Source organism: Flavobacterium sp. (genome assembly GCF_027483985.1).
Classification (GTDB): domain Bacteria; phylum Bacteroidota; class Bacteroidia; order Flavobacteriales; family Flavobacteriaceae; genus Flavobacterium.
In genome coordinates this window covers 1-26,968 of record NZ_JAIXTJ010000021.1, presented here as the reverse complement: position 1 = coordinate 26,968, position 26,968 = coordinate 1, and the positions used below count along the sequence as shown (strand labels likewise).

Annotated in this window: 22 protein-coding genes; 9 read left to right on the top strand and 13 right to left on the bottom strand. The window is 33.7% G+C overall.

Translation table 11 applies throughout. The features are described from left to right. Positions 1-2,130: a methylmalonyl-CoA mutase gene (scpA, locus tag Q0050_RS05195; protein WP_298393006.1), complete on the top strand. Its 2,130-nt coding sequence runs from the start codon at positions 1-3 to the stop codon at positions 2,128-2,130. A 47-nt stretch (positions 2,131-2,177) separates the two neighbouring features. Here scpA and Q0050_RS05190 read toward each other — a convergent pair whose 3' ends face one another. The 7 genes from Q0050_RS05190 to Q0050_RS05160 form a co-directional block, all read right to left on the bottom strand. Next, positions 2,178-2,717 carry a hypothetical protein gene (locus Q0050_RS05190; protein ID WP_298393004.1) on the bottom strand — a complete coding sequence of 180 codons (540 nt, stop codon included), beginning with the start codon at positions 2,715-2,717 and terminating at the stop codon, positions 2,178-2,180. 33 nt (positions 2,718-2,750) lie between these two features. Continuing rightward, the gene (gene prfH, locus Q0050_RS05185) at positions 2,751-3,452 is read right to left on the bottom strand and encodes a peptide chain release factor H (RefSeq protein ID WP_298393002.1); all 702 of its coding nucleotides are present in this window, start codon (positions 3,450-3,452) and stop codon (positions 2,751-2,753) included. Positions 3,453-3,611: 159 nt separating this feature from the next. Next, positions 3,612-5,003: an RtcB family protein gene (locus Q0050_RS05180; RefSeq protein WP_298393000.1), complete on the bottom strand. Its 1,392-nt coding sequence runs from the start codon at positions 5,001-5,003 to the stop codon at positions 3,612-3,614. Positions 5,004-5,419: 416 nt separating this feature from the next. Continuing rightward, entirely contained in the window at positions 5,420-6,520 is a 1,101-nt protein-coding gene (locus Q0050_RS05175; protein ID WP_298392998.1) for an aspartate kinase, read from the bottom strand. Continuing rightward, positions 6,507-7,511 (bottom strand): alpha/beta fold hydrolase, encoded by a 1,005-nt coding sequence (locus Q0050_RS05170; protein WP_298392996.1) that lies wholly within the window; start codon positions 7,509-7,511, stop codon positions 6,507-6,509. The genes Q0050_RS05175 and Q0050_RS05170 overlap by 14 nt, the downstream gene beginning before the upstream one ends. A gap of 157 nt (positions 7,512-7,668) precedes the next feature. After that, positions 7,669-8,961, bottom strand: a complete 1,293-nt coding sequence (locus Q0050_RS05165) for an O-acetylhomoserine aminocarboxypropyltransferase/cysteine synthase family protein (protein WP_298392994.1) — start codon at positions 8,959-8,961, stop codon at positions 7,669-7,671. Between the two features lie 776 nt (positions 8,962-9,737). Next, the gene (locus tag Q0050_RS05160; protein ID WP_298392992.1) at positions 9,738-12,980 is read right to left on the bottom strand and encodes a VIT domain-containing protein; all 3,243 of its coding nucleotides are present in this window, start codon (positions 12,978-12,980) and stop codon (positions 9,738-9,740) included. Positions 12,981-13,098: 118 nt separating this feature from the next. Here Q0050_RS05160 and Q0050_RS05155 point away from each other — a divergent pair, with 118 nt between their 5' ends. The 8 genes from Q0050_RS05155 (at position 13,099) to Q0050_RS05120 (ending at position 20,692) form a co-directional block, all read left to right on the top strand. Next, entirely contained in the window at positions 13,099-14,226 is a 1,128-nt protein-coding gene (locus tag Q0050_RS05155; RefSeq protein WP_298392990.1) for a methionine aminotransferase, read from the top strand. 57 nt (positions 14,227-14,283) lie between these two features. Further along, complete coding sequence (locus tag Q0050_RS05150; RefSeq protein ID WP_298392988.1) at positions 14,284-15,165, top strand: SDR family oxidoreductase; 882 nt, start codon at positions 14,284-14,286, stop codon at positions 15,163-15,165. A 227-nt stretch (positions 15,166-15,392) separates the two neighbouring features. After that, positions 15,393-16,160, top strand: a complete 768-nt coding sequence (locus Q0050_RS05145) for a ParA family protein (RefSeq protein ID WP_298392986.1) — start codon at positions 15,393-15,395, stop codon at positions 16,158-16,160. Positions 16,161-16,163: 3 nt separating this feature from the next. Then, positions 16,164-17,063 carry a ParB/RepB/Spo0J family partition protein gene (locus Q0050_RS05140; RefSeq protein WP_298392984.1) on the top strand — a complete coding sequence of 300 codons (900 nt, stop codon included), beginning with the start codon at positions 16,164-16,166 and terminating at the stop codon, positions 17,061-17,063. Continuing rightward, positions 17,063-17,623, top strand: coding sequence for a DUF5683 domain-containing protein (locus Q0050_RS05135; protein ID WP_298392982.1), 561 nt, complete (start codon positions 17,063-17,065; stop codon positions 17,621-17,623). Before Q0050_RS05140 ends, Q0050_RS05135 begins: the two co-directional genes overlap by 1 nt. Before the next feature lie 49 nt (positions 17,624-17,672). Continuing rightward, complete coding sequence (dapB, locus tag Q0050_RS05130) at positions 17,673-18,374, top strand: 4-hydroxy-tetrahydrodipicolinate reductase (RefSeq protein WP_298392980.1); 702 nt, start codon at positions 17,673-17,675, stop codon at positions 18,372-18,374. 64 nt (positions 18,375-18,438) lie between these two features. After that, positions 18,439-20,025, top strand: coding sequence for a signal peptidase I (gene lepB / locus Q0050_RS05125; protein WP_298392978.1), 1,587 nt, complete (start codon positions 18,439-18,441; stop codon positions 20,023-20,025). A 52-nt stretch (positions 20,026-20,077) separates the two neighbouring features. Next, on the top strand, positions 20,078-20,692 hold the full coding sequence (locus Q0050_RS05120; RefSeq protein WP_298392976.1) for a WbqC family protein: 615 nt from the start codon (positions 20,078-20,080) through the stop codon (positions 20,690-20,692). Here Q0050_RS05120 and Q0050_RS05115 read toward each other — a convergent pair whose 3' ends face one another. From Q0050_RS05115 to Q0050_RS05090, 6 genes are all read right to left on the bottom strand, one after another. Then, entirely contained in the window at positions 20,693-21,739 is a 1,047-nt protein-coding gene (locus Q0050_RS05115; RefSeq protein WP_298392974.1) for an endonuclease/exonuclease/phosphatase family protein, read from the bottom strand. A gap of 98 nt (positions 21,740-21,837) precedes the next feature. Beyond that, on the bottom strand, positions 21,838-22,704 hold the full coding sequence (locus tag Q0050_RS05110; RefSeq protein WP_298392972.1) for a rhomboid family intramembrane serine protease: 867 nt from the start codon (positions 22,702-22,704) through the stop codon (positions 21,838-21,840). Continuing rightward, a complete protein-coding gene (locus Q0050_RS05105) occupies positions 22,704-23,507 on the bottom strand; it encodes a rhomboid family intramembrane serine protease (protein ID WP_298392970.1) in 804 nt (267 codons plus the stop codon). The genes Q0050_RS05110 and Q0050_RS05105 overlap by 1 nt, the downstream gene beginning before the upstream one ends. Next, positions 23,504-25,357 (bottom strand): DNA mismatch repair endonuclease MutL, encoded by a 1,854-nt coding sequence (gene mutL / locus Q0050_RS05100; protein WP_298392968.1) that lies wholly within the window; start codon positions 25,355-25,357, stop codon positions 23,504-23,506. Before mutL ends, Q0050_RS05105 begins: the two co-directional genes overlap by 4 nt. A 174-nt stretch (positions 25,358-25,531) precedes the next feature. Further along, positions 25,532-26,029, bottom strand: a complete 498-nt coding sequence (gene ribH / locus Q0050_RS05095; protein ID WP_298392966.1) for a 6,7-dimethyl-8-ribityllumazine synthase — start codon at positions 26,027-26,029, stop codon at positions 25,532-25,534. Between the two features lie 75 nt (positions 26,030-26,104). Then, on the bottom strand, positions 26,105-26,899 hold the full coding sequence (locus Q0050_RS05090; protein WP_298392964.1) for a hypothetical protein: 795 nt from the start codon (positions 26,897-26,899) through the stop codon (positions 26,105-26,107). Positions 26,900-26,968 lie beyond the last annotated feature (69 nt).

The following is a 26,968-nucleotide window of genomic DNA, read 5'->3' as shown; positions in this document are numbered from 1 at the left end:
ATGAGAAAAGACATACAACACATCACCTTGACAAATTCCAAAAGTCAAAATACAAATACCAATAGTGAGGAACAAACTTTCCACACAGCCGAAAACATTGATATAAAAAAAATCTACTCCAAAGAAGACATTCAAGAATTGGAACATTTAGATTTTGGTGCTGGTTTTGCGCCCAATCTTCGTGGACCTTATGCTACTATGTACGTGCGTCGTCCTTGGACCGTACGACAATATGCAGGATTTTCAACTGCCGAAGAAAGTAATGCGTTCTATAGAAGAAATCTTGCGGCAGGTCAAAAAGGACTTTCGGTAGCATTCGATTTAGCAACGCACAGAGGCTACGATTCTGATCACGAACGCGTTTTTGGTGACGTAGGAAAAGCTGGTGTTGCCATTGATTCGGTTGAAGATATGAAAATATTATTCAACCAAATTCCATTAGATGAAATGTCGGTTTCTATGACTATGAATGGTGCAGTTTTACCAATTATGGCATTTTATATTGTTGCTGCCGAAGAACAAGGTGTCGCTCCAAACCTACTTTCAGGAACAATTCAAAACGATATTTTGAAGGAATTTATGGTTAGAAACACCTACATTTATCCGCCAACGCCATCGATGAAAATCATTGCTGACATTTTTGAATATACTAGTAAATATATGCCAAAATTCAACTCGATTTCAATTTCGGGTTATCATATGCAAGAAGCTGGAGCAACTGCAGACATTGAATTAGCGTACACTCTAGCCGATGGCTTAGAATACATTCGAACAGGTTTAGCAACCGGAATGAAAATCGATGAATTCGCTCCTCGCCTTTCCTTTTTCTGGGCAATTGGAATGAATCATTTTATGGAAATCGCCAAAATGCGCGCCGGTAGAATGTTATGGGCAAAATTGCTAAAACAATTCCATCCGAAAGATGAAAAATCATTGGCATTGCGAACGCATTGTCAAACATCGGGTTGGAGTTTAACCGAGCAAGATCCGTTTAATAATGTGGCTCGAACAGCTATTGAAGCAGCTGCTGCGGCCTTTGGAGGAACACAATCCTTACATACCAACGCATTGGACGAAGCGATTGCTTTACCAACCGATTTCTCAGCAAGAATTGCCAGAAACACCCAAATCTTTTTGCAAGAAGAAACCAAAATCACCAAAACGGTCGATCCTTGGGCTGGAAGTTATTATGTAGAAACTTTGACAGCTGAAATTGCTGAAAAAGCTTGGGCATTAATTGAAGAAGTAGAAGCCCTTGGCGGAATGACTAAAGCTATTGAATCAGGAATTCCTAAATTAAGAATCGAAGAAGCTGCGGCTAGAAAACAAGCCAGAATTGACAGCAGTCAAGATATTATTGTTGGCGTTAACAAATTTAGATTAGAAAAAGAAGATCCATTACAGATTTTGGATGTCGATAACGATATGGTGCGCAAGCAACAAATTGAGCGTTTGACACAAATAAAAGCCACTCGTGACAACACTAAAGTTGCCGAATGTTTAGCAAAATTAACCGATTGTGCTAAAAACTCTAATGGAAATTTATTAGATTTGGCAGTAGAAGCAGCAAGAAACAGAGCCACATTAGGTGAAATTAGTGATGCTTTGGAAGCAGTTTTCGGAAGATATAAAGCACAAATTAGAAGTTTTAGCGGCGTGTATAGTAAAGAAATAAAAAACGACGAAAGTTTTGAAAAAGCAAAACAACTAGCCGATGCCTTCGCCCAAAAAGAAGGTCGTCGTCCTAGAATTATGATTGCTAAAATGGGACAAGACGGACACGATCGTGGCGCAAAAGTTGTAGCCACAGGTTATGCCGACGTAGGTTTTGACGTGGACATTGGTCCATTATTTCAAACGCCACAAGAAGCTGCAAAACAGGCAGTTGAAAACGATGTTCACATTCTTGGAGTTTCCTCTCTTGCGGCTGGACATAAAACTTTAGTACCACAAGTTATTGCAGAACTAAAAAAATACGGACGTGAAGATATTATGGTAATTGTTGGAGGCGTAATTCCTGCGCAAGATTATCAATTCCTTTTTGATGCTGGTGCTGTTGCTGTTTTTGGTCCTGGTACTAAAATTAGTGAAGCTGCGATTAGTATTTTGGAAGTTTTGATGGAAGAATAAATATAAAGAAAAAACCTAACAAGTTTTGAAAACCTGTTAGGTATAAATCAATTCTTCTTCTTTTTCTTGTCACCATCTTTTTTAGATTTTGCTTTTTTCTTTGGTTTTAGCAATTCCAATTTAGCTTTTAGTCGCTTTTCGGTTTCTTCTACTTCGTAGGAATTGTCGTTTGCCGTTAGTAAAAGCTTAATCTCTTTTAGCAATTTAACTGCTTTCTTGAATTCTCTTTGTTGTTCCAATAAGAATACTTTTCTAAGCATAATTACTACTTTGTTAATGCCTTTTATGGTCAAAGCAAAATCAATTAGCTTGGATGCTTCGTCGTAATCTTCGTTTAAAAGTAAAGCATCCAAATAATACGGATATACTGCAACCGCATGAATATCGATCGCTAATGCTTCTTGAAAATAACGTTTCGCTTCTTCATAATCGTGCAATTGCTCAGTTTGGATTCTACCATACAAACACAAAGCCATTACGTTTTTGTCGTTGTAGGACAAAGCGTAATCTAAGGATTCGATGGTTCCTTCCAACCAATACGGATAGTTATCCAAGGCTTGAAAAAGGTATTTATCAACTGTTTTCATTTTTATTAATAATTAGTGATTAGTGATTGGTAATTAGTCGCTAATCTGTTTGATATTTTTTGTTAATTCCGCTTTTGCGGTTTGCCGTTCTGATTTGTAGCTTTTCACTACTTTTTCTTTTTTAAAATCAGAACCTTTGAAAGTTCGTGTTGGATTGCCACGTTGCACATTCAATTGGTTTTCCCATTGGTTGCTGGCTTGTTGCTTTATTTGTTGCAATTCGGAAATTTTGAATTTTTCTATTAATCGTTCGGTTGCCAATTTCTTGTTTTGGTGTTGCGAACGCGAATCCATTGATACCACACTTATTCCTGTTGGAAGATGTGTTGCTCTAATTGCCGAACTCACTTTGTTGACGTGTTGTCCGCCAGCGCCAGAACTACGCATCGCTTGGTATTGAATGTCTTTTTCTGAGATTGTTTTTATTTGTAAACTCTCAATTTCAAAAACACCGATAAACCAATTTTTGCGTTTGTGCATTTTTCTGAAATTGCTTTGACCAATCCACTGAATGGTTCCTGACCAAGATGCAATAAACTGATCTACTGATTTTCCTTTTACCATTAATAAAGAAGAAGTTACTGTTCCGTTTTCTTGTCCCGATTCTCGTTGTAGCACTGTGGCTTCCAATTGATTTTCGTGTGCTTCTTCCAACACTTTTTTGAGCACTTGAGCGGCAACCCAAGTGCATTCTGCTGGTCCGCGACCTGCTGTTATTTGAATTATTTTGTCCATTTTTTTTAAAAGTTTTCAAAAGTTAAAACGGTTTTTCTAATAGCCCTGATTGTAGTGGAAATCCTCGCCATTTTTCTTGGCGAGATTGCAACGAAAAGCAGGAAAATGGATGGCTGATAATGCCCAAGCCATTCGCTTCTAGAAAAAAACATTCTACTTTTATTTATCCATTCGCACGATTTTTGGTGTGAATGTTCCTAAAACAGTAACCAACTCAGTTTGCAAAGCCATAACTTTATTGATGTCTTTGTAGGCCATTGGCGCTTCGTCTACATTGCCTCCGATTAGTTGTACCTCGTGATTTGCTAAGACTTTTTTGATCTGACTTGGCGTGAAATTTGCCTTGCATTTGGCTCTCGAAAATAATCTTCCTGCGCCGTGTGATGCAGAATTTAGTGCTTCAGGATATCCTTTTCCCATAACGATATAACCTGGCGCAGTCATCGAACCTGGAATGATTCCGAGTGTTCCTTGGTGTGCAGGTGTTGCGCCTTTTCTATGAACGATGCATTCTTTGCCGTTTACCATTTCTTTCCACGCAAAATTGTGGTGGTTTTCTATGGTTACCACGATGCGCTTTCCGATGGCTTTGGCGATTCGTTTGTGAATGTTATCGTGACAGGCTTTGGCATAATCGCCAGCTAAATTCATTGCCAACCAATATTCCTGACCATCGTGTGTGTTCAAATCGAGCCACGCCAAATGCTGTACATTTTTGGGTAACGGACATTGTTTTGTTGCCAGATACGTGTAATGTTTTGCAATATTGGCGCCCATTCCGCGTGAACCACTGTGTGATAAAACGCAGAAATAACTTCCTGCTTCTAACTTCCACTCGGGTAATGGTGTGTCTAATTGAACGATTCCGAATTCAACGAAATGGTTTCCGCCACCAGATGTTCCTAGCTGTTTGTAGGCTTTGGTCTGCAAACTTTTTAGCAACGGAATGTCTTGAAATTCTGACCTTGAGAAAATCTCGTGATCGGCTTTTATGGCGTGCGTTTCGTTCATTCCGAACTTGGTGTGCTCTTTCAAAATGGCTTGCAACTGATGGTCTTTTCCTTTGATGAACGACGCTGGTAAATCGAAAATCGATAAACTCATTCGGCAACCAATATCGACTCCAACTCCATACGGAATAACCGCATTGTCTGTAGCTAAAACTCCGCCAATTGGCAATCCGTAACCCGAATGTGCATCGGGCATCAATGCTCCAGCAACGGATATTGGCAACTTTAAAGCATCATACAATTGAAACTTGGCTTGTTCGTCGATTTCGTTTTCACCAAATATTGAAAATGGTGCACGTGTGGTTTGCAATTGATGCATTCGCACTTGAACTGGGTTGACCAATCCTTCGGCTACTTTGCCCCAAGTTCCGTTGTTTTTATAGTTCTCGGGATGTAAAAGCACATCTTTGGCTTCGTTAATGATACTGTCTTTTTTTTCTCTTTTACGGTACCTGCTTATTTGTCCTAAAGCAATATTGATACTGTTATTCTTTGGAAAGCCTAATTTTATTAGGTCTCTTCCGGTTAATTTATTTCCCATAAATTTTTAACATTGTTATTTTTGAGTGCAATTATTTCTGCGAAAGCATAAAATAACGGCAAGGCATCTCGTTCCGATTACGGAAAGAGTAAATGAACTTTGTTCGGGAAAATTTTGTGAAGTGTCTAGAATAAATACAAAAAAGCCCGAAACTAAATATCTTCGGGCTTTTTCATATTTTTAAAAGTAAATTTCTATGATTGAAATAAGCCACGAAGAAGTGCTGCACCAGTTCCTACCGGTGTGAAGCTTTGTGAGAATGAATTGAATACAAACATTTTTCTTCGTTTAAATGGTTATTGTTAATTTTCGAGTGCAAATATTTAATTTTATTTTTTGAATTTCCTAATTTTTTAGGAAAAAAAATATTTTACACAAAAAAAGCCACAGATAATGTAGCTTTTTGATGTATATTGTTAAACCCAAACCTCATTTTTTATCTTAATTTTCTCTGCTACTTTAAGGATATCAGATAAAACTCCTCTTGCAGTTACCGCTTTTCCTGCTCCAGCACCTTGAATTACGATGGGTATTTCACCATAGGATTTAGTATAAATTTCGATTAAGTTATCTGCTCCTTTTAGTTGTCCTAAGGCAGTTGTTTTTGGTACCGAAATTAGTTTTACTTCTAATTGGTTTTTCTCTAAATCTAAATCACCAACATAGCGCAAGGTGTGATTGTCAGCTTGTGTAATTTTGGCAATATTGAAAGGTTTATCAAATAATGATTTGTTAACAGCATACTGCGCTTTCGAATGTTTTTCATTTAATTCTGGAAGTAATAATGAAGCTACATTAATATCTGATAATTCCACTTTTTGTCCTAACTCTCGTGCAAGAATTAATAGTTTTCTTGCTACATCGGTTCCTGATAAATCTTCTCTCGAATCGGGTTCAGTTAATCCAAGTTTTTCGGCGTCGACCAAAATCTTTGAAAATGGTTCTTTTTCATTTGAAAATCTATTAAAAATATAACTCAACGAACCTGAAAAAACACCTCTAATTTTAGTTATTTTTTCACCTGAATAATACAAATCGCTAATGGTTTGAATCACTGGTAACCCTGCTCCAACATTGGTTTCATACAAAAATGATTTGTCAAATTTCTTAGCTATTCTTCTTAAATCATTATAAAAGTCTAAATGCTGTGTATTGGCTTTTTTATTGGCAGCAACAATATTAAATCCGTTTTGAAGCAACGGAATATAACTTTTTAAAATATCAGCACTTGCCGTTGCATCAACAGCTATTATGTTTTCTAATTCTAATTCTTTCACATAATCAATAATATCTTCAACTTTGAAAGGAATTGCCGATTGTGCAAAATTAGCTTCCCACTGGTTTTTAATTCCATCTTTTTCGAAAAAAGCTAAAGTTGAATTGGTAATTATCGGAAATCGAAGTTCGATATTTCTCTTTTCTAAAAAGAATTTCTGACTTTCTAAAACTTGATTTATTAAAGTACTTCCTACATTTCCGATTCCGAAAAGGACTATATTGATTCTAAGCGTTGACATAATAGTGTTGTTTTTGTTTGTTAAAAATAGGTGCTAAAAATTGAGCTAATTGATTGTATTCTATTAAAAAAGCATCGTGACCGTGAATGGAAATAATTTCGTGTAAATAGACATTAGATTTGACTGCTTTTAGTACTTGATAATCTTTTCTATTTTCATCAGCAATAAAAAAATAATCTGTATCTACAGTTACAAAATGAATACTAGCTTGAATTGAGCTTGCAACCTCTAAAAAATTAGTGCGATTTCTAGTTATATCATTAGTTCTTAAAAGATGATTCATCAATTTATAAGCCCATAAATGAAATCGATTTTTTAATTTATTACCGTGATTCAATAACCAATTTTCAATTTGAAAAATATTCGTTGCATCATCTTGAACTCTATTAAATCGTTGATTTATTGATTGTGGCGTTCGATAAAGAAGCATTGCGTGTAAACGAGCATCTGCAACAGCATCATCTGAATTACTTAATATTTGATCTTGAATCAATACGTTTGCAATAACCCAGTCGGTAGCTTTCCAATCGGTAGCAATCGGAATTAAATGCTGTAATTTATTAGGTTGCAAAACAGCCATTTCCCAAGCTATAGCTCCACCAAGGCTTCCACCGATTATTGCAAAAACCTTTGATATTTCTAAAGAAAATAAGCCTTCCCAAAATATTTTAGCAATATCACGGATTGTAAATTGTTTGTAATCTAAAATTAAATGTTCTAACACAGCATCATATCCGTTACCTGGAATATTGAATGAAATAATGGTGTAGTAATTGGTGTCAATGGTTTTCTCTTCACCGATTAAATCGTTCCACCAACCCAAATTTCCAGCAACATTAGAATTCCCAGTTAAAGCGTGATTCACTATAATAACAGGTGCTTTTCCAATGGGTTGACCAAATATTTGATACGTCAACGGAATGTGGCTTTTAAGAAGTCCGTTTTCGAGTTTAAAATTAAATAGATCTATTTTCTCTAAATTTTTTTTCATATGTTCAGATTTTATTTTTGAGCGGTTACATATGGTATCGCCTTTTTTATAATAGGTGTTTGCTTTCGCAAACGTCAAGTAAGTGGCGATTTCATAGCATTTTTTTTAAAACTGCCTCTGACCGCGAAATCAGAGACAGTTAAAAACAAACAAAAACCTAAACTAATTTTTCTACCGGAAGCTTAACGAAAACCTCTTTTAAATCGGCTTTCAAATCTTCAATATCTTCTAAACCAACTGACAAACGAATCAAATCTTTAGTTACGCCAGTAGTAACTTGTTGCTCTTCTGACAATTGCTGGTGTGTAGTACTCGCCGGATGAATAATCAATGATTTGGTATCACCAATATTGGCTAATAATGAAAACAACTTGGTTTCATCTGCTACTTTTTTGGCCGCTTCAAATCCACCTTTTAAACCGAAAGTAACTATACCACTTTTACCTTCTGGCAAATATTTATCAGCTAAAACTTTGTATTTTGAGGTTTCCAAACCTGGATAATTTACCCAAGCTACCTCATCTTGAGCTTGTAACCATTGTGCTAAAGCCAAGGCATTTTCACTATGTTTTTTAATTCGAATTTCTAAAGTTTCTAGTCCTTGAATGGTTTGAAACGCATTAAACGGACTTAAAGACGCGCCAAAATCACGCAATCCTTCAATTCTTACTTTAGCAATAAAGGAAGCTGCGCCAAGTGCTTCATAATATTTTAATCCGTGATAACCTGCTGATGGTTCAGTAAATTCAGGGAATTTTCCGTTACTCCAATCAAAATTTCCTGCATCGATGATTACGCCACCAAGCGATGTTCCGTTTCCTGTGATGTATTTTGTAAGTGAGTGAATAACAATATCAGCACCATATTTAATAGGATTTAGTAAGTAAGGTGTTGCCACAGTATTATCTACGATAAATGGAACTTTAAAAGATTTAGCTTCTTGTGCTATGGCTTCTAAATCTAAGACATCAAGTTTTGGATTTCCTAGACTTTCTGCAAAAAATACCCTAGTATTTTCTTGTGTAGCTTTTGTAAAGTTTTCAGGATTTGATGGATCTACAAAGGTCGTTGTGATTCCCAATCTTGGCAAGGTCACATTCAATAAATTATAAGTTCCGCCATACAAACTATTGGAAGCTACAATGTGGTCACCAGCTTTTAGTAATGTTAGAAAAGTAGTTGCAATAGCGGCTGTTCCTGAAGCGGTTACAACAGCACCAATTCCGCCTTCTAGTTTTGCTAATCGTTGCTCCAAAATGTCATTAGTTGGATTATTTAATCGGGTGTAAATGAATCCTGCTTCGGCCAAACCAAATAAATTAGCTGCGTGTTGTGAATCATTAAATACGTATGACGTCGTTTGATAAATTGGAACCGCTCTAGTTCCTGCGTTTTTTGTTACGTCGTGTCCTGCGTGTAATGCGTTGGTTGCAAATTTTTGTGTGCTCATGATTTTTAAGTATTAAGATTTAAGAATTAAGTATTAAGATTTTGATGATAACTTTTGATGGTAATTTGAAATGAATTTCGATTTAATAAAAAAAGTCCTTTTGGATGGCTTACCAAAAGGACTTTAGAATATAAATATACACTACAATTAAGTCTTCCGCTTTTGGTAATAGCTACTACTGATGCAACACATTGTGCACATCATCATACAAGACATCATCATATTTTTAGCTATTACGTTCATTTATTTTATTTTTTTATGCTGACCACGTTTCAGCATCTTTTATTTTTTTTCTTTATCTTTTCAAAAAATCTGAAAAAAAGTTCAGACCAAAAAAAAACCTCTGCGACTGGCAGAGGTTTAATTGTATATATTTTAAAATTTAAAATTATGCAATAGAAGTCCTCTGCGGAAGTTTCCACATCATACAACACATATTGCAAATAATTAAATTCATTTTTTTCTATTTTTTGATGAAGCAAACTTCTGAACTATTTTTGGATTCACCAAATGATATTTTAAACTTTAACATTTGTATCATTGTAAATCAGCAATTAAAATATTGTATTTTAAAATTAATTTTTTGCTACAAAAACCAGTAAAATAAACACTTAAGGCTATATTTTAAAAATAAATTATTAGCTTAAAAAAAAGACAAAAGAATTTGAAAAAAAATTAAGATTTTGATTTTTTTAAAAGTTAGAAACAATAAAAAAATAAAAAAACAGCCTCAAAATTACTTCAAGACTGCTTTCAAAATTAACCTAACTAATTAACTATTCGATCAAAATTTCCGCCAAATTTTGGTTTTCTCGTACCTTTCCTAGCTGAATTGTTTGTAATTTTCTTTCGATTGTACCATTACCTTTTCGCGTATAAATTTCAACCATTACGGTCGCTGGTCCATTTTCGGTTAAAGCACTTTCACCAAAATAATTGGTTTTAATGATGTATTTTCCTTTAACAGCATTGCGCAATAAATATTGTTCAGGTCCATATCCTTGAGTGAAATCCTTAGAAAATCGAGCACCAATTTGAGTATCACGATGTCCATAGTAGCATTCCTCGTTGGTAGGTTCGATTATATGTAAATCAATATCCGTATCCATTTGATTCCAATTTAATATAATTCTAACATCTACTGGCATTTTAGAGTAATACTTTTTGTCTAATTTATCTGTTTTTATACTCTTATGTTCGGCCATCATTCGATTAATATCCATCAAGATAATATCTTCAACACCTTCATATTGTCCGCGCATTTCAGCATAATAATTGACTTCTAAGCCTTTAATCAATTCGTCAAACGCAGCCTGATATTGTTGATTATCCTCTAATGTCAAAGCTAAATCTCTATGCGCTTGAGGTTCTTGAATTCTCCATATTGCTACTTGTTTCGCAGCATGCAAAGCATCTTCATAAGCATTCCATTGACGTAAAACATAGACTAATGATTTATACAATTGATGGTTTTCTAGACCTAAATCGGCTATCGTACTCAGAATTACAAGCGCAGTTACTTTATCACCTGAATCATAAAAATGATTGGCAACATCAAAATAAAAACTAGGATTATTTTCATTATCCTCGCGAAGTTCTAAATACAAACCATACTTTTTATCTGCTGGCGCATTGGCTAAAGCTTTAAGATAAATTCTATCAGGATTCCATTTGTTAACTTTTGTTCGATCGTTATTTACAAAACCATTTTGATAACTTCCATTTGACAATGAATCTGCGGCCCATGAATTTGTAGAGGTAACATTTAATCCAGAAACCTTATCAGATAAAGTAGTTGTGGCATTAGGATTTGCCGCTTGTGTTAGCTCTTTAGAAACAATCGTGCGCTGAGAACTACGAACCATATTTTTTTGCTCGACATCGTCTTCATCTTCATCTTTTGCTACAGTATTTCGATTGATTCCCATAGATTGAACAACAACTTCTTCTAAAACTCGAGCAGATTCTCTTAAAGTAATGTCAATACGTTTGCTGGTTCCGACAGCAATAGTTGTACTTTCCATTCCAATGAACTGAAAAACAAGCACATCGCCTTCTCTTGCATCGATAGCATATTTACCATCAATATCAGTACTTACGCCTCTTGTTGTACCTCTAACCATAACAATTGCGCCAGGCAATGGACCTTGATTATCGTAAACCAAACCTCGAATAAAACTCGGATTTATCCCATTAAAATTTACATTTCTTGGTGGAGTCGCAACGACTGGTTTTGGTTTCTGAATCTTTATAGGTTTTGGTTTAGCATATTTTTTATCGTTATCCCACCATAATTTGAGAGCTTCATAATAACTTGCTACGTTTTCCCAATTACTATATTTTTTGGCTTCGGCATTTGCGATTTGCTGTTTCATCAAACGATCAAATTCGGGTCTCAATTCAGATGGCGGAACAATATCATACTGAATATAATCAGATAAATTTTCTAAAACTATTAGTGATGTATTATCAGTTACAATTCCATATTTTTTGCCCAAAGACTCAATTTCTTCGGCATTTTGCTGGTATTGAATAGCAAGATTAGCAATCTTTTTCTGAGCCCAAAGTTTTTCAATACTTACTTCGGCATTTGATTTAGAAAGAGGACTGATAGTAATTATTTTTTCTAGAATTGGAGTATTGTCGTATCCAAATAATAAAACCACTTGATTTTGCTCTTTTAAGGAAATACCTGTCAAACTAAAACTTCCAGAAACTGGAGTTCCAACCATTGGATACAAATCCGTAACCATAAAATTTTCTTTTATGCCAAGAAATTTTAGATTTTGAAAAACCAGTTTATTTAAAGCATCCTCTGCCGAAAGTTGATTTAAATTGATGAAACTTCCGCCGGTTTTCATTGCACTGTAGTTCAAAAAAGCATAATCTGAACTTGCAGAAGAAGTAACAGTATAAACGGATTTTTTTGTAGTTGGCAAAAGGTTTGAACTTAATGAAGATAACCCATCAGTAAAAAACAAAAATTCATCATGAATTGGAAATTTTATTTTTGAAAAACGCGAACCACCATCATATTTTACTTGTTTTAAAACCGATTGCAACTCATCTGAATTACCATTTTTTATTTGATAAGTAGCTTTTTTATTAAAATCGTATCCAGAAAAATAAAGCGTTACTTCAACATTAGATAAAGATTTGAAATAAGCGTCAAGTAACGATAACTCTTTCTTTAAATCACGTTTACGGCAACTTAAAGAAACATCCCAAATTAACCCTATCGAATTGGGATGCTTCTTTTTTTTGCTAACAGCATCAACTACAGTATTCGTATAAAAATAATGCTGACCTGCAACAGATTGAACCACAACAGAAGGAATATCTTGACGAATAGGAATAGAAATCAAAAGTTTATCTTTAGGTTTATACTTGTTTTTAGTAATTGTTGTTTGATACATTTGATTCAAATTTTCAAGTGCAATAACTCCTTCATCATTAGTAACTGTTGGCATTGCCGATGCGCCAAGAACAGCAATTGACAATTCAAAAACATCTAAAGTGGTTGGATAACTACTCAACATTTGATAACCTAAATGCGTTGCGTCCAAACTACTCAATTCTTGCTCATAGCCAATAATTACAATACGTTCACCATTGGGAAGCAAAGGATAAATTCGGGTTCGAAAAGTATTTCCTGCTACTTTTTCTAATAATCCGGGATCAACGCGACGGTGCTCGATGGCTTCAAAAACTTGTTTTCCTTTATTTTTATTTACCGGTACAGCCTCACGCATTTTACCATTGATATCAATTGCATATCTCGAAACCGAAACGCCTTCGGGCAACGGAAATAGTAATTCAGCTTCCATTTGACGGTTTGTGCCATTAAAAAAATGCATTTCTGTGGTAGTATAGGCAATATTACCAACCACTTTTACAGACACTTTCAATTGACTTAATCGAACTAAAGCGGAATCTTTTCCTTTACTATTAACTATCGGACTTTGGGCTTGAACCAAAAATCCGACAAACAAAAAAGAAAGCACAATTAATTTTTTCATACTACTAACATTTATTTCCTGACACAGGAAGTTTATAAATTAATAGAGTGTGTATTTTATAAAAAGGTTGGAAAAGCTTGAAGATTTTTTTTACTTTTATACTAATTTAAATACAACTATGTCTAAACTACCTAATGTAACCACAAGTATTTTTAGTGTCATGTCACAAATGGCAAAAGAGCACAATGCGATAAATTTATCTCAAGGTTTCCCTAATTTTCCGGTAGACGAACGTCTTAAAAACTTAGCAGCTAAATGGTCAAAAGAAGAAATTCATCAATATCTTCCGATGGCTGGATTTCTTCCTTTATTAGAAAAAATTGCAACGCTAACAAATAAATCTTATGGTAGAAAAGTAAATCCGCTAACTGAGATTTTAATAACCGCTGGAGCAACCGAAGGTATATTTGCAAGTATACAAGCACTTGTAAAACCTAATGAAGAAGTAATCATTTTAGATCCAAGTTATGATTGCTACGAAACGCCAATACTGTTGTGCAATGCCATTCCAAAACGCATTAATTTAAACGCTGATTTTACGCCCAATTGGGAAGTCATCTCAGCAACAATGAATGCCAAAACCAGAATGATTATAATCAATAATCCGCATAATCCTAGTGGAAAAATATGGACAGAAAATGATTTTTTACAATTAGAAAAACTATTGGATTTATATCCGAACCTTCTAGTACTTTCTGATGAAGTATATGAATTTATTACATTTGAAAACAAACACAAATCGGTAAATCAGCGAGAAAAATTAAAAGACAAAAGTATAATTGTTTCCTCTGTTGGTAAATCGTTTCACATTACCGGATGGAAAATTGGTTATTTAATTGCACCCGAACAATTAATGATAGAAATCAAAAAAGTGCATCAATTTTTGGTCTTCAGTGTCAATAGTTTAGCACAATATGCCATCAACGATTATATGGATGTGGTTGACATCGCAGAACTTGGAGGTTTTTACCAGCAAAAAAGAGATTTTTTCAGAAATTTGATGCAAGATACTAAATTCGATTTGCTTCCGTGTGAAGGTTCTTATTTTCAAATTGCCTCTTATAAAGCCATTTCAGATGAAAATGATTTAGAATTCACTAAACGATTACTTACTGAATTTGGTGTGGCCACTATCCCACTTTCACCTTTCTATGCAGATGCTAATCAAACACAATGCATAAGATTTTGCTTTGCTAAAGAAGAAACTATGTTGATTGAAGCAACCGATCGATTGTTAAAATTATAATATTATGCGCGCATAATAAATTATTTTCTATATTTACAATTCATAAAACAAACTAAAATGGATTTTTCAGCAAAAATGTTACGCGATGATGCGTTAAAAGGTAAAACAATTGTTGTAACCGGTGGCGGAAGTGGCCTCGGTAAAGCAATGACAAAATATTTTCTAGAATTAGGCGCTAACGTTGCTATTTCATCACGAGATTTAGAAAAATTAAAAACCACGGCTGCTCAATTAGAACAAGAAACGGGCGGTAAATGTTTGCCAATTCAGTGCGATGTTCGTCATTATGATCAAGTAGAAGCTATGCTTGCCGAAGTTTTAAAAACATTTGGTAGTGTTGATGTTTTACTTAACAACGCTGCAGGAAATTTTATTTCTCCAACCGAAAGGTTATCTGCAAATGCCTTTGATACCATCATTGATATTGTTTTGAAAGGTTCAAAAAATTGTACTCTTGCTTTTGGTAAACATTGGATTGATGCAAAACAAACCAATTGTAATGTTTTAAATATTGTAACAACTTATGCCTGGACAGGTTCAGGATATGTTGTACCAAGCGCGACTGCTAAAGCTGGAGTTCTTGCTATGACAAGAAGTTTGGCTGTAGAATGGGCAAAATACGGAATTCGAATGAATGCGATTGCACCTGGACCATTTCCAACAAAAGGTGCTTGGGATCGATTGCTTCCTGGTGACTTGGCAGAAAAATTTGATATGGCCAAGAAAGTTCCTTTAAGAAGAGTTGGTGATCACCAAGAATTAGCCAATTTAGCGGCTTATTTAGTTTCTGATTTTTCAGCCTATATTAATGGTGAAGTGGTTACTATTGATGGTGGCGAATGGCTACAAGGCGCAGGACAATTCAATATTCTTGAAAAAATTCCGCAAGAAATGTGGGATATGCTTGAAGCATTGATAAAAAACAAAGGAAATAAATAGTATTCAGTAAGTAGCGTTCAGTATTCAGTTGAATACTTTATCATAAAAGTCAGTTAGAAATTTTCTTTCTGACTTTTCTTTTTTTTAAAAAAATATTTGCTGACTGTCAGGTACTGAACACTGAAAACTGAATACTGAAAACTTAAATTTACAACATTGTTAACAAATAACACTTTTATAAACCATAAAAAATTGTATTTTTACCACTCAAAATTTGAATCAAATAAATGGGTAAAATCATTGCAATAGCCAACCAAAAAGGTGGTGTAGGAAAAACAACAACTTCAGTTAACTTAGCTGCATCTCTAGGTGTTTTAGAAAAAAAAGTGTTATTAATTGATGCTGATCCGCAAGCTAATGCGAGTTCAGGATTGGGCATTGATGTGGAAAGTGTAGAAATTGGAACTTACCAAATATTAGAACATAGTAACACACCACTTGAAGCAATTATAAAATCATCTTCACCAAATGTTGATGTCATTCCTGCTCATATTGACCTTGTGGCAATTGAAATTGAACTAGTCGATAAAGAAAATCGTGAGTACATGCTTAAACAAGCCTTAGAAAGCGTTAAAGAAGAATACGATTACATTCTAATTGATTGCGCACCATCATTGGGATTACTAACATTGAATGCGTTAACAGCTGCCGATTCTGTAGTAATACCAATCCAATGTGAATATTTTGCACTTGAAGGTTTAGGAAAGTTATTGAATACCATAAAAAGTGTTCAAAAAATTCACAATCCTAATTTAGATATAGAAGGATTACTTTTAACTATGTTTGATTCACGTTTGCGTCTATCAAATCAAGTGGTTGAAGAAGTACAAAAACATTTTAATGATATGGTTTTCAAAACTATAATTCAAAGAAATGTCAAGCTAAGTGAAGCACCAAGTTTTGGTGAAAGCATTATAGCATTTGATGCAACAAGTAAAGGAGCTACCAATTACTTGAGTTTAGCAGAAGAAATTATCAAAAAAAACAGTAATTAATTTATGACAAAAGCAATTAAAAAACAAGCTTTAGGAAGAGGTTTATCAGCACTTTTAAAAGATCCAGAGAACGATATTAAATCAGTGGATGATAAAAATGCCGATAAGGTTGTTGGAAATATATTAGAAGTTGAAATTGATGCCATTGAAATCAATCCGTTTCAACCACGAACCAATTTCAATGAAGAAGCTTTACAAGAATTAGCATCATCTATTAAAGAACTTGGTGTAATTCAACCTATTACTGTTAGAAAATTAGACTTTAATAAATACCAATTAATATCGGGTGAACGACGTTTACGTGCTTCTAAATTAGTTGGAATGACCTCTATTCCTGCTTATATTAGAATTGCAAACGACAACGAATCTCTGGTAATGGCATTAGTTGAAAATATTCAACGCCACGACTTAGATCCGATAGAAATTGCCTTATCTTATCAACGATTAATTGAAGAAATTCAGTTGACTCAAGAACAAATGAGTGAACGTGTTGGAAAAAAACGTTCTACTATTACTAATTATTTGCGTCTATTAAAACTTGATCCGATAATTCAAACCGGAATTCGTGATGGTTTTATCAGTATGGGTCACGGACGAGCGATGATTAATATCGAAGATCAAGATGTTCAAACCGATATTTATCAAAAAATCGTAAGTCAAAATCTATCTGTGCGTGATACGGAAGCTCTTGTAAAAAAACACCAAGATGGACTAAAACCAGCAGTAGCAAAGGCGGCAAAAGGTAGTTCTTTTACGCTTGGAGAAGAGCAAAAGAAGGCATTTACAAATTTCTTTGGCGCTAAAGTTGATGTGAAAGTTGACGGAAAAGGTAAAGGTAAAATTGCAATTCCTTTTCATTCCGAAGAAGATTTTAATAGAATTTTAAAATTAATAAACGGCTAGTGGTTAAGTCACTATACATAACACTTTTTGTACTTCTTTTTGGAAGTATGGCTGCTTATGGTCAAACCCAACTAGGTAAAGAATTGGTAGCTTTAGACTCTATCAAAGAATCTAAAATCAATCCGCTAGCGCCAGCTAAAGCAGCATTTTATTCTGCAATCGTACCTGGACTTGGACAAGCTTACAACAAAAAATATTGGAAAATTCCTTTGGTTTATGGTGCAATGGGAACAAGTATTTATTTTTATATCAATAATAATAAAAAATACAACCAATATCGCGATGCCTACAAAAGAAGATTAGAAGGTTATACTGGAGATGAATTTTCATTTCTTGACGATTCGCGATTAATTGCAGCTCAAAAATTCTATCAAAGAAATCGTGATTTATCGATGCTGATTACAGGCTTGTTTTATATCCTTAATATTGTTGACGCTAATGTTGATGCGCATTTAATGCAATTCAATGTTAATGACAAACTAACGGTTAAGCCTGATTTATACCGAAATGAACTTACTACACGACAAAATTTAGGACTTAGCGTTACGTTAAAACTTTAAAGTTTTCTTAAAATTGTAACAAATACCATCGCAAGCTAACTAACTCTTTATGAAAATAGCACTTCTCGGATACGGAAAAATGGGTAAAGTAATTGAACGAATTGCTTTAGAACGAGGACACGAAATTGTATTAAAGAAATCGAGCTCTTCATCATTTGAAGGATTACAAAATGCTGATGTCGCAATTGATTTCAGTGTTCCCAATTCGGCTGTTACTAATATTTCTGAATGTTTACATAACGGAATTCCTGTAATTTGTGGAACCACAGGTTGGTTAGAACATTATGACGAAATGGTTGCGCTTTGTGAACAACAAAATGGCGCTTTTATATATGGTTCTAATTTTAGTTTAGGCGTAAACTTATTCTTTGAATTAAATGATTATTTAGCTAAAATGATGTCGAAGTTTAGCCAATATAATGTTTCGATGGAAGAAATTCATCACACACAAAAACTAGATGCGCCAAGTGGAACAGCAATCTCTTTGGCTAATGGAATAATTGAAAATTCAAATTATACTAATTGGACACTTGAAAATCCGAATGCTGATGAAATAGTAATTGATGCAAAGAGAATCGAAAATGTTCCTGGCACACACAGCATATTTTATGCATCAGAAGTGGATACAATTGAAATAAAACACACAGCGCACAATCGCGATGGATTTGCCTTAGGTTCGATAATAGCCGCAGAATGGCTAGTTGGAAAACAAGGCGTTTTTACAATGCGCGATGTACTAAATTTAAAATAAAAAAAAAAGAGCGTTAAGAACAATTGACAAGTTTTTACGCTTACAAATAATTAAACTAAAAGTTATGACACTATACCAATGGTTTGTTTTTTTCCTAGTGGTTCAATTAATTCACGGATTAGGAACTTGGAAATTGTATGAAAAAGCAGGTAGAAAATCTTGGGAAGCTTTTATTCCAATCTACAATTCCATCGTTTTGATGAAAATCATCAACAGACCAACTTGGTGGACGTTTTTGTTATTTCTTCCTGTTATTAATTTGATAATGTTCCCAATTGTTTGGGTAGAAACCTTAAGAAGTTTTGGCAAAAGATCAACAACTGATACCTTTTTAGGAATCTTAACTTTAGGATTTTACATTTATTACATTAACTATACACAAGACGTTCAACACATTGCAGATAGAAGTTTACATCCTACAAACCAAACTGCTGATACCATTAGTTCTTTACTTTTTGCTATAATAGTTGCTACTTTTGTACACACTTATTTTATTCAACCTTTTGTGATTCCGTCGTCTTCATTAGAAAAATCGCTTTTAATTGGAGATTTTCTTTTTGTTAGCAAACAAAATTACGGAGCACGAGTACCAATGACAACTGTTGCAGCACCAATGGTACACGATACATTACCATTAATTGGAACAAAATCATATACCACTTTTCCGCAACTTCCTTATTTTAGATTTCCCGGATTTGAGAAAATAAAAAATAATGATATCGTGGTTTTTAATTGGCCAAGAGATACCTTATTTCATATGTATCGTCCGGCAGACAAGCGCTATGACAAGCCTATCGACAAAAAAACGAACTATGTAAAACGTTGTGTAGGAATACCTGGCGATAATCTTGAAATAAAAAATGGAATCGTATTTATCAATGGTAAAGAATTGATAATGCCAGAACGAGCTAGACCTCAATATTCCTATAAAGTAACTCTTGACCCAAAATCAAGTACTGATTTTGATGCAGTGTTTAAAGATTTAGGAATTACAGACGGATTTCATTTCAATAATCCTGAACTTAGAGATACATTAATAATTCACGCAATCACATTTGACGGTGCAGAAAAACTAAAAAGTGTTTCTGGAATAACATCAATCAACCGATATGTTAAGAAAGGTCGTGAAGACAATATTTTTCCAGACAAACTTCACGATGGCGCTGACGAAAGTAAATTTCCTTGGAGCGGTGATAACTATGGTCCAATTTATATTCCGCAAGCAGGTAAAACAGTTGCTTTAAACAAGGAAAATTTACCACTTTATAAAATTCTAATTTCTGAATATGAAGGAAATAAATTAAAAGTAGTTGGAAACGATATTTATATCAATGACAAAAAAGCGACAAGTTATACGTTCAAACAAGATTACTATTGGATGATGGGAGACAACCGTCATAATTCACTTGATGCACGTTATTTTGGTTTCACACCAGAAAATCATATCGTTGGAAAACCAATTTTTATTTGGATGAGTTGGGATTCTAACGGAAAAGGAATTATGAATAAAATTCGTTGGGATCGCGTTTTTACCACGGTTAGCGGCGAAGGACAACCACAATCTTATTTTAAATATTTCTTATTCTTTTTAGCCATTTACTTTGTTGGTGAATATTTTTGGAAAAAAAGAAAAGCTAAAAAAACCGAATAGTTTATAGTTTATGGTTCATAGTTTGTGAACCATAAACAACAAAGCATAAACAATGAATCATATAATTTTATATCCAACTTATTTCCCATCAATAAGTCAATTTGCTGCGATGGCTCAGGCCGATTCTATAACTTTTGAAATGGAAGACAATTTTCAGAAGCAAACCAATCGTAACAGAATGTACATCTATAGTCCTAATGGACTTCAATTACTAAATGTACCTGTAAAGCACAGCAAAGAATTGCATCAAAAAACTAAAGATGTAAGAATAGAAAATGATTTTAATTGGCAGAAACAACATTTTAAATCGCTTGATGCTGCCTATCGTAGTTCTCCGTTTTTCGAATATTTTGAAGACGAAATCAGTCCGATATTTGAAAAAAAATATGAATTTCTTAAAGATTTAAATTATGATACTTTGCATCTAATTTCTAAATGTCTTAGAATGCCATTCGACTATAAAGAAACTACAGAGTATTTTCACGAAGTTACAGATTATAAAGATTTTAGAAATTTGGCCAACGGAAAAAAAGATCCAACAATACTCGAACCTTATACTCAAGTTTTTGATGACAAATATGGTTTTATTAATAACTTAAGTATTGTTGATTTACTTTTTAACGAAGGTCGCTATGCACTTGATTATTTAAAAAAACAACCGCTTTAATTATTCAATCATCAATCGAGCAACTATCGGATAATGATCTGAATTTTTAAAATTTGGGTACGTCTGAAAAGTCTTGACTTGCATTGATTTATCTGCAAAAATATAGTCGATTCTCGCAGGATAATATTTGAAGTTATAGGTTTGACCAAAACCTTTTCCTGTTTCTTCAAAACAGTCGTTCAAGTCTCCTTTTATACTTCTGTATACGTAAGAAAACGCACTATTATTCATATCACCACAGATAATCATCGGATGTGGACAGCTTTTTTTGTGATTCATCAATATTTCGGCTTGCATCTGCTGTTTAGTAAACGCCTCACTAATTCTTTTTACAACTAATTGCGACTTTTGTTGATTTATTGCATCTACATTATCTTGCATCTCATTAACATCGGGCGATATTTTTATAGATTGTAAATGCATATTATAAACACGAATGGTGTCTTTGCCTTTTCGAATATCAGCATATACAATTAAATTATTCGACTCCGGAAATTCGATATTACCTTTATCAACGATAGGATATTTTGAAAAAATAGCTTGTCCGGTTTTAATCTTATTGCCTTGCATAAAAACAAACTTATGCTTGTAAACACGTAAATCGACATTAGCAGTTTCGGAATATTCTTGAATGCATAGTATATCAGGATTTTGATCGTTTATGAACTCCTTTATTTCATCAGCTACATCTTCCTTTGGTATCCATTGAAAAAGATTGAATAAACGAACATTATAGCTCATTACTACAAAATCCTTTTCTTCAGGTTGTTTTTCTTCCGAGGAGAATTTATAAAACTTGTTTACAAACGTGATTCCAAGTATTAAAACAATTCCTGAAAGCATCATTTGTCGCTTCATTTGAACCAACCAAAACAAAAAAAACAAGCCATTGACGATCAAAAACAATGGTAAAATTAAAGTCAAAACAGACAAAAAAGGAAAAAACTTTGGTGCTAAAAAAGGCAAAACATAAGCAAGAAAAGTCAATACAGTCAAAACTATATTGAAAAAATACATCACTTTATTTAACCACGAAAGTTTCTTCATACTACATTACAGCAAAGACACTAATTTAATTTTTTTTAATCTGCAAAACCGAACACTGATTACTGAACACTGATTACTGAATACTAAATACTGAACACTTACTTCCCGGCTTTAAATAAAAATTCTTTCTCTTCGGCAGTCAAACTATCATATCCCGATTGACCAATTTTATCTAAAATTTCATCAATTTGTTGTTGTGTTTTATCTTTTATTACAATCTTACTTTTGGTTGAAGTAGAAGATTTAGTATTATTTACGTGTACTTTTTTAAAAGGAACCGATTTTTTAGGTTGAAACAAATTAACAAAAAAATTGATTACTTTGGTTACTATGTTACTTAAATCAGTTCCGTTTTGAAGTAATTTCATATACATTACTCCGAAAACAGCACCAGCAATATGTGAAATATGGCCGCCAGTATTTTCTACCAAAATTTGCATTATGTCTAAAAGTAATATAACTGCAGTTAAGTGCCACAGTTTCACATTTCCAATTAGTAATAATCGCACTTCCATTAAGGGTTGGTAGGCTGTTGTAGCTACCAAAATTGATAAAACCGCAGCCGATGCGCCAACAATTGGAGCACTGATTCCCATTAAAAAATAAGAAATAGCAAATGTTAAACCAGCAAAAATGGCACTAAGTACATACAATCCAACAAATTGTTTCTGAGTAAAATAGGTTAAAAACAATCTTCCTGAAAAATTAAGCATTAGCATATTAAAAAACAAATGCCAAAATCCAGAATGCAGAAAAGCATATGTAAAAAAGGTCCAAGGAAATATCAAAAAATTCTCTGGATTGGAAGATAATGCCAACCAATTTGGGTAAACAAATCTATATTCTGTAAATCTAAAAAATAACACTAGTGACAAGACAAAAACACCTACATTCCAATAGATGATTTTATTGGTGATGTCACCAAGTTTATACTGCAATTTTATATCATCAAATATCTTACTCATTAGTTCCAACGATTATGTTTAAACTTATTATTTCTCCAAATCCACATCATAATAAATCCTGTTAGTGCGCCACCAAGGTGAGCAAAATGGGCTATTCCTGTACTTCCGCCACCAAAAATTGATTGTCCTTTTAATCCTAAAAATAAATCAACACAAAGCACACCAGGAACAAAATATTTAGCTTTTATAGGAATTGGAATAAACATTATACCCAATTCAGCCATAGGAAACATAAATGCAAATGCTACTAACAATCCATAAATAGCACCTGATGCACCAACCGCAGGCGTTCTTGAAATTATATTAGCGTTTGCAATTATGTCAAATTGTTCCTGCGTACATTTAACTCTATCTAAAATAACTTGATAATTTGATGGTAACATTTTTCCATTATCGTCAAAAACATTTCGAAAGTCAGAATTCAATAACACTTTTAAATCAGCCTCTGTTAGATTTAATTCAGATACGGAATTTAATAGCGAATGTATTTCTATATAATTCACACCTGTGTGCAACAAAGCCGCACCTAATCCGCAAGAAATATAAAAAAATAAAAATTTCGTTCCGCCCCAATAATGTTCTAAAGCACTACCAAAAGAAAACAGAGCCAACATATTAAAGAAAATATGAGAAACTCCGCCGTGCATAAACATATGAGTTAAAAGTTGCCAAAATTTAAACATTGGGTTTTCAAAATAGTATAAAGCAAAATAAGTATCTGCAATGGGCACTATTTGACTTCCAATAAAAAAGATAATATTAAGAATCAATAGTTGTTTAACAACAGGAGTTATATTCATCATAAGGCAAATCGTTTATCAATATCTTCCACACGCATCGTGATGAAAGTAGGTTTATGAAAGGGAGAAACATTAGGTTCTTTGCAGGCAAAAAGATTATTTACCAAACTTTCTTGTTCTTTTTCGGTTAAATAAGTTCCGGTTTTTACGGCTAAACTTTTGGCCATAGATTTAGCTATAGTATCATTTTGACTAAAACTACTATCCGGAATTCCGTCTTGTAAATCAGATAATAATTGTTCTAAAACTATAGAAACTTCACTTTCAGTAGTATTCACAGGAATACCTGATACGTTAATTGAATCCACACCAAAAGATTCAAATATAAAACCAGTATTGATTAAAGAAGGCTGTAATTCGGCTAGCAACTTCATTTCATTATTTGAAAAAAATAATTGTAAAGGAAACAACAATTGCTGGCTTGACGCTTGATTTACAGTCATATTAGTCAAAAACTGTTCATATAAAACACGTTGATGCGCTCGACCTTGGTCAATAATAACCATTCCAGATTTTATCGGACTTACAATGTATTTTTTGTGGATTTGATACGTTCGTTTTACCGATTGCTCCTCTTCTTTCTCGTCAAATAATGATGCAGTTACTTCTTCATTTTCAAAGGCAAAAGGTTCCACTTCGGCAATATCATTTTTTAAACCAACATACAAACTTTCCCAACTTGATCCAATAACTTCTTGTTTTCTATAAGAAGTACCACCTGAAAACTGTTTTGAAGGCTTTTCTTCTGCAAATGGATTATAAGTGCTATCGACTTGAATAGTTGGATAATCAGCCTTTTTATTTTGATATTGATAAGGTGTGTCTAAATTTGGATCTCTATCAAAATCAAGAGTTGGTACCACATTAAACTGACCTAAACTGTGTTTTATAGTTGAACGCAAAATAGCATACAAGGCGTGTTCATCGTCAAATTTTATCTCAGTTTTGGTAGGATGAATGTTGATGTCAATAGTATTGGGCGGCACATTTAAATAAATAAAATAAGTAGGTTGCGAGCCATTAGGTAACAAACCTTCATAAGCAGCCATAACGGCGTGATGCAAATAACCACTTTTAATAAATCGATCATTTACAAAAAAGAATTGCTCACCACGATTTTTCTTAGCAAATTCTGGTTTTCCGACAAATCCTTGAATTGTCACGATTTCGGTTTCTTCTTGAACAGGAACTAATTTTTCGTTGGTTTTACCAGAAAAAACATTGACAATTCGTTGGCGAATATTAGAATTAGGAAGATTAAACATTTCACTTCCGTTGTGATACATTGTAAAATAAATTGTAGGATGCGCCAATGCTACACGTTGAAACTCATCAACAATATGTCTAAATTCAACTGTTTCGGACTTTAAAAAATTACGTCGCGCCGGAATATTAAAAAACAAATTTTTAATAGCAAACGATGTTCCATTTGGCAAAACAGAAGGTTCTTGTGAGATGAATTTACTTCCTTCTATTATTATATGTGTTCCTAATTCGTCTTGATCTTGCTTGGTTTTCATTTCGACGTGAGCAATCGCAGCAATTGATGCTAAAGCTTCACCACGAAAACCTTTGGTATGTAATGAAAATAAATCTTCCGCTTGACGAATTTTAGAAGTTGCATGACGTTCAAAACACAATCTAGAATCGGTAATACTCATTCCTTTGCCATTGTCAATGACTTGGACTAATGATTTTCCGGCATCTTTTATAATTAACTTGATATCAGTAGCGCCAGCATCAACAGCGTTTTCTAACAATTCTTTTACTACAGAAGCTGGACGTTGCACAACTTCTCCAGCGGCAATTTGGTTAGCAACATGATCAGGAAGTAATTGAATTATGCTTGACATTTTTATTGAGTATTCAGAGATTGGTATTTGGTAATTAGCAAAATCCGCTAACAAACCAAAGTTAGCAAATTTAAGCAAATTCTATTGTTTATTATAGTTAACGACTTATTAAAAAAGAAAAAACCTACTGCATAGAAAAGTAGGTTTTAGATTATAAAAAATAAATGATTTAATTTATTTATTTTCAGATTTCTTTCTTAATTCAGCCATTTTTATTGCTGCAATGGCAGCTTCCGTTCCTTTATTTCCGTGAATGCCTCCACTTCTATCAATTGATTGTTGTTCGTTATTATCAGTAAGCAAACAAAAAATCACTGGAACATCGGTTTGAACATTTAAATCTTTAATTCCTTGAGTTACGCCTTCGCATACAAATTCAAAATGCATCGTTTCACCTTTAATAACGCAACCAATAGTAATTACAACATCAACTTCTTGAGTTACAATCATTCTTTGTGCTCCATAAACGAGTTCAAAACTACCTGGAACATTCCAACGAATTATATTTTCAGTTGTAGCACCACAATCTAACAATGCTTCAATCGCACCATTATACAATCCTTCGGTAACGTGTTCGTTCCATTCTGAAACAACAATCCCAAACCGAAAGTTCTTCGCATTTGGGATTGTGTTTTTATCGTAATTAGATAAATTTTTATTAGCTGTAGCCATTTTACTAGTGTTCAGTGCTCAGTTTAAAGTGTTCAACAACAAACTGCCATTTGAACACTGAATACTGAATACTAATTATTGAGCCATTCCGATTAACGCATCAATTTGTTGCGCTTCTGGAGCTGTTTCGTATTGTTCTTTAATTTGAGTAAAATATTTCAAAGCATCAGATTTTTTTCCTAAAGCCAAAGATGTTTGACCTGCTTTGTATAAATATCTTGGAGTTGTAAACTCATTAATGTTTTGCTCTGCCGCTTTAACATATAAATCTAATGCCTTTTGAGCATCATTTTTTTGTGCATAAGCATCACCAATTGCTCCTGTAGCAATTGCACCTAAAAAGGCATCTTTAGAAGAAAATTTCTCTAAATATTTAATTGCATCATCATATTTCTTTAAATTCAAAGAAGCAATTCCTGCATAATAGTTAGCAATATTTCCAGAATCAGTTCCTGAATATTGGTCAGCAATACCTGGCGCACCTTGTTTTCCTTCAGAACCTTTAAGTACTAATGTATACAAAGAATCTTGTTTTTTAGCATCAGTTGCATCAGTAGCTAATTGAAAGTTTTGTTGTGCTACAAATAAATCTTCCGTTGCATCAACTTGTTTTGGCTCAGCTATAAATCTTTGATAAGATAAATAACCAATAGTCACTAAAGCAACTGCTCCAAGGAAACCTAAAATATATTTTTGGTTTTTAGCAACAAAATCTTCAGTTCTAGAAGCAGTTTCGTCTAATGCATCAAACGCTTTTGCAGTTGTGCTGTCATTAGCATCAATGTTTGGAGTATCTTCAATAAAATTAGCGTCTACTTTTTCTTCTTTTTCTTTTGGTGTTTTGTAACCTCTCTTATTATAAGTTGCCATTTAAATTTAATTTAGTGTGCGCAAAAATAAAATTTTTATTGATAATTAAAAGCGATTTTTGTCGATATT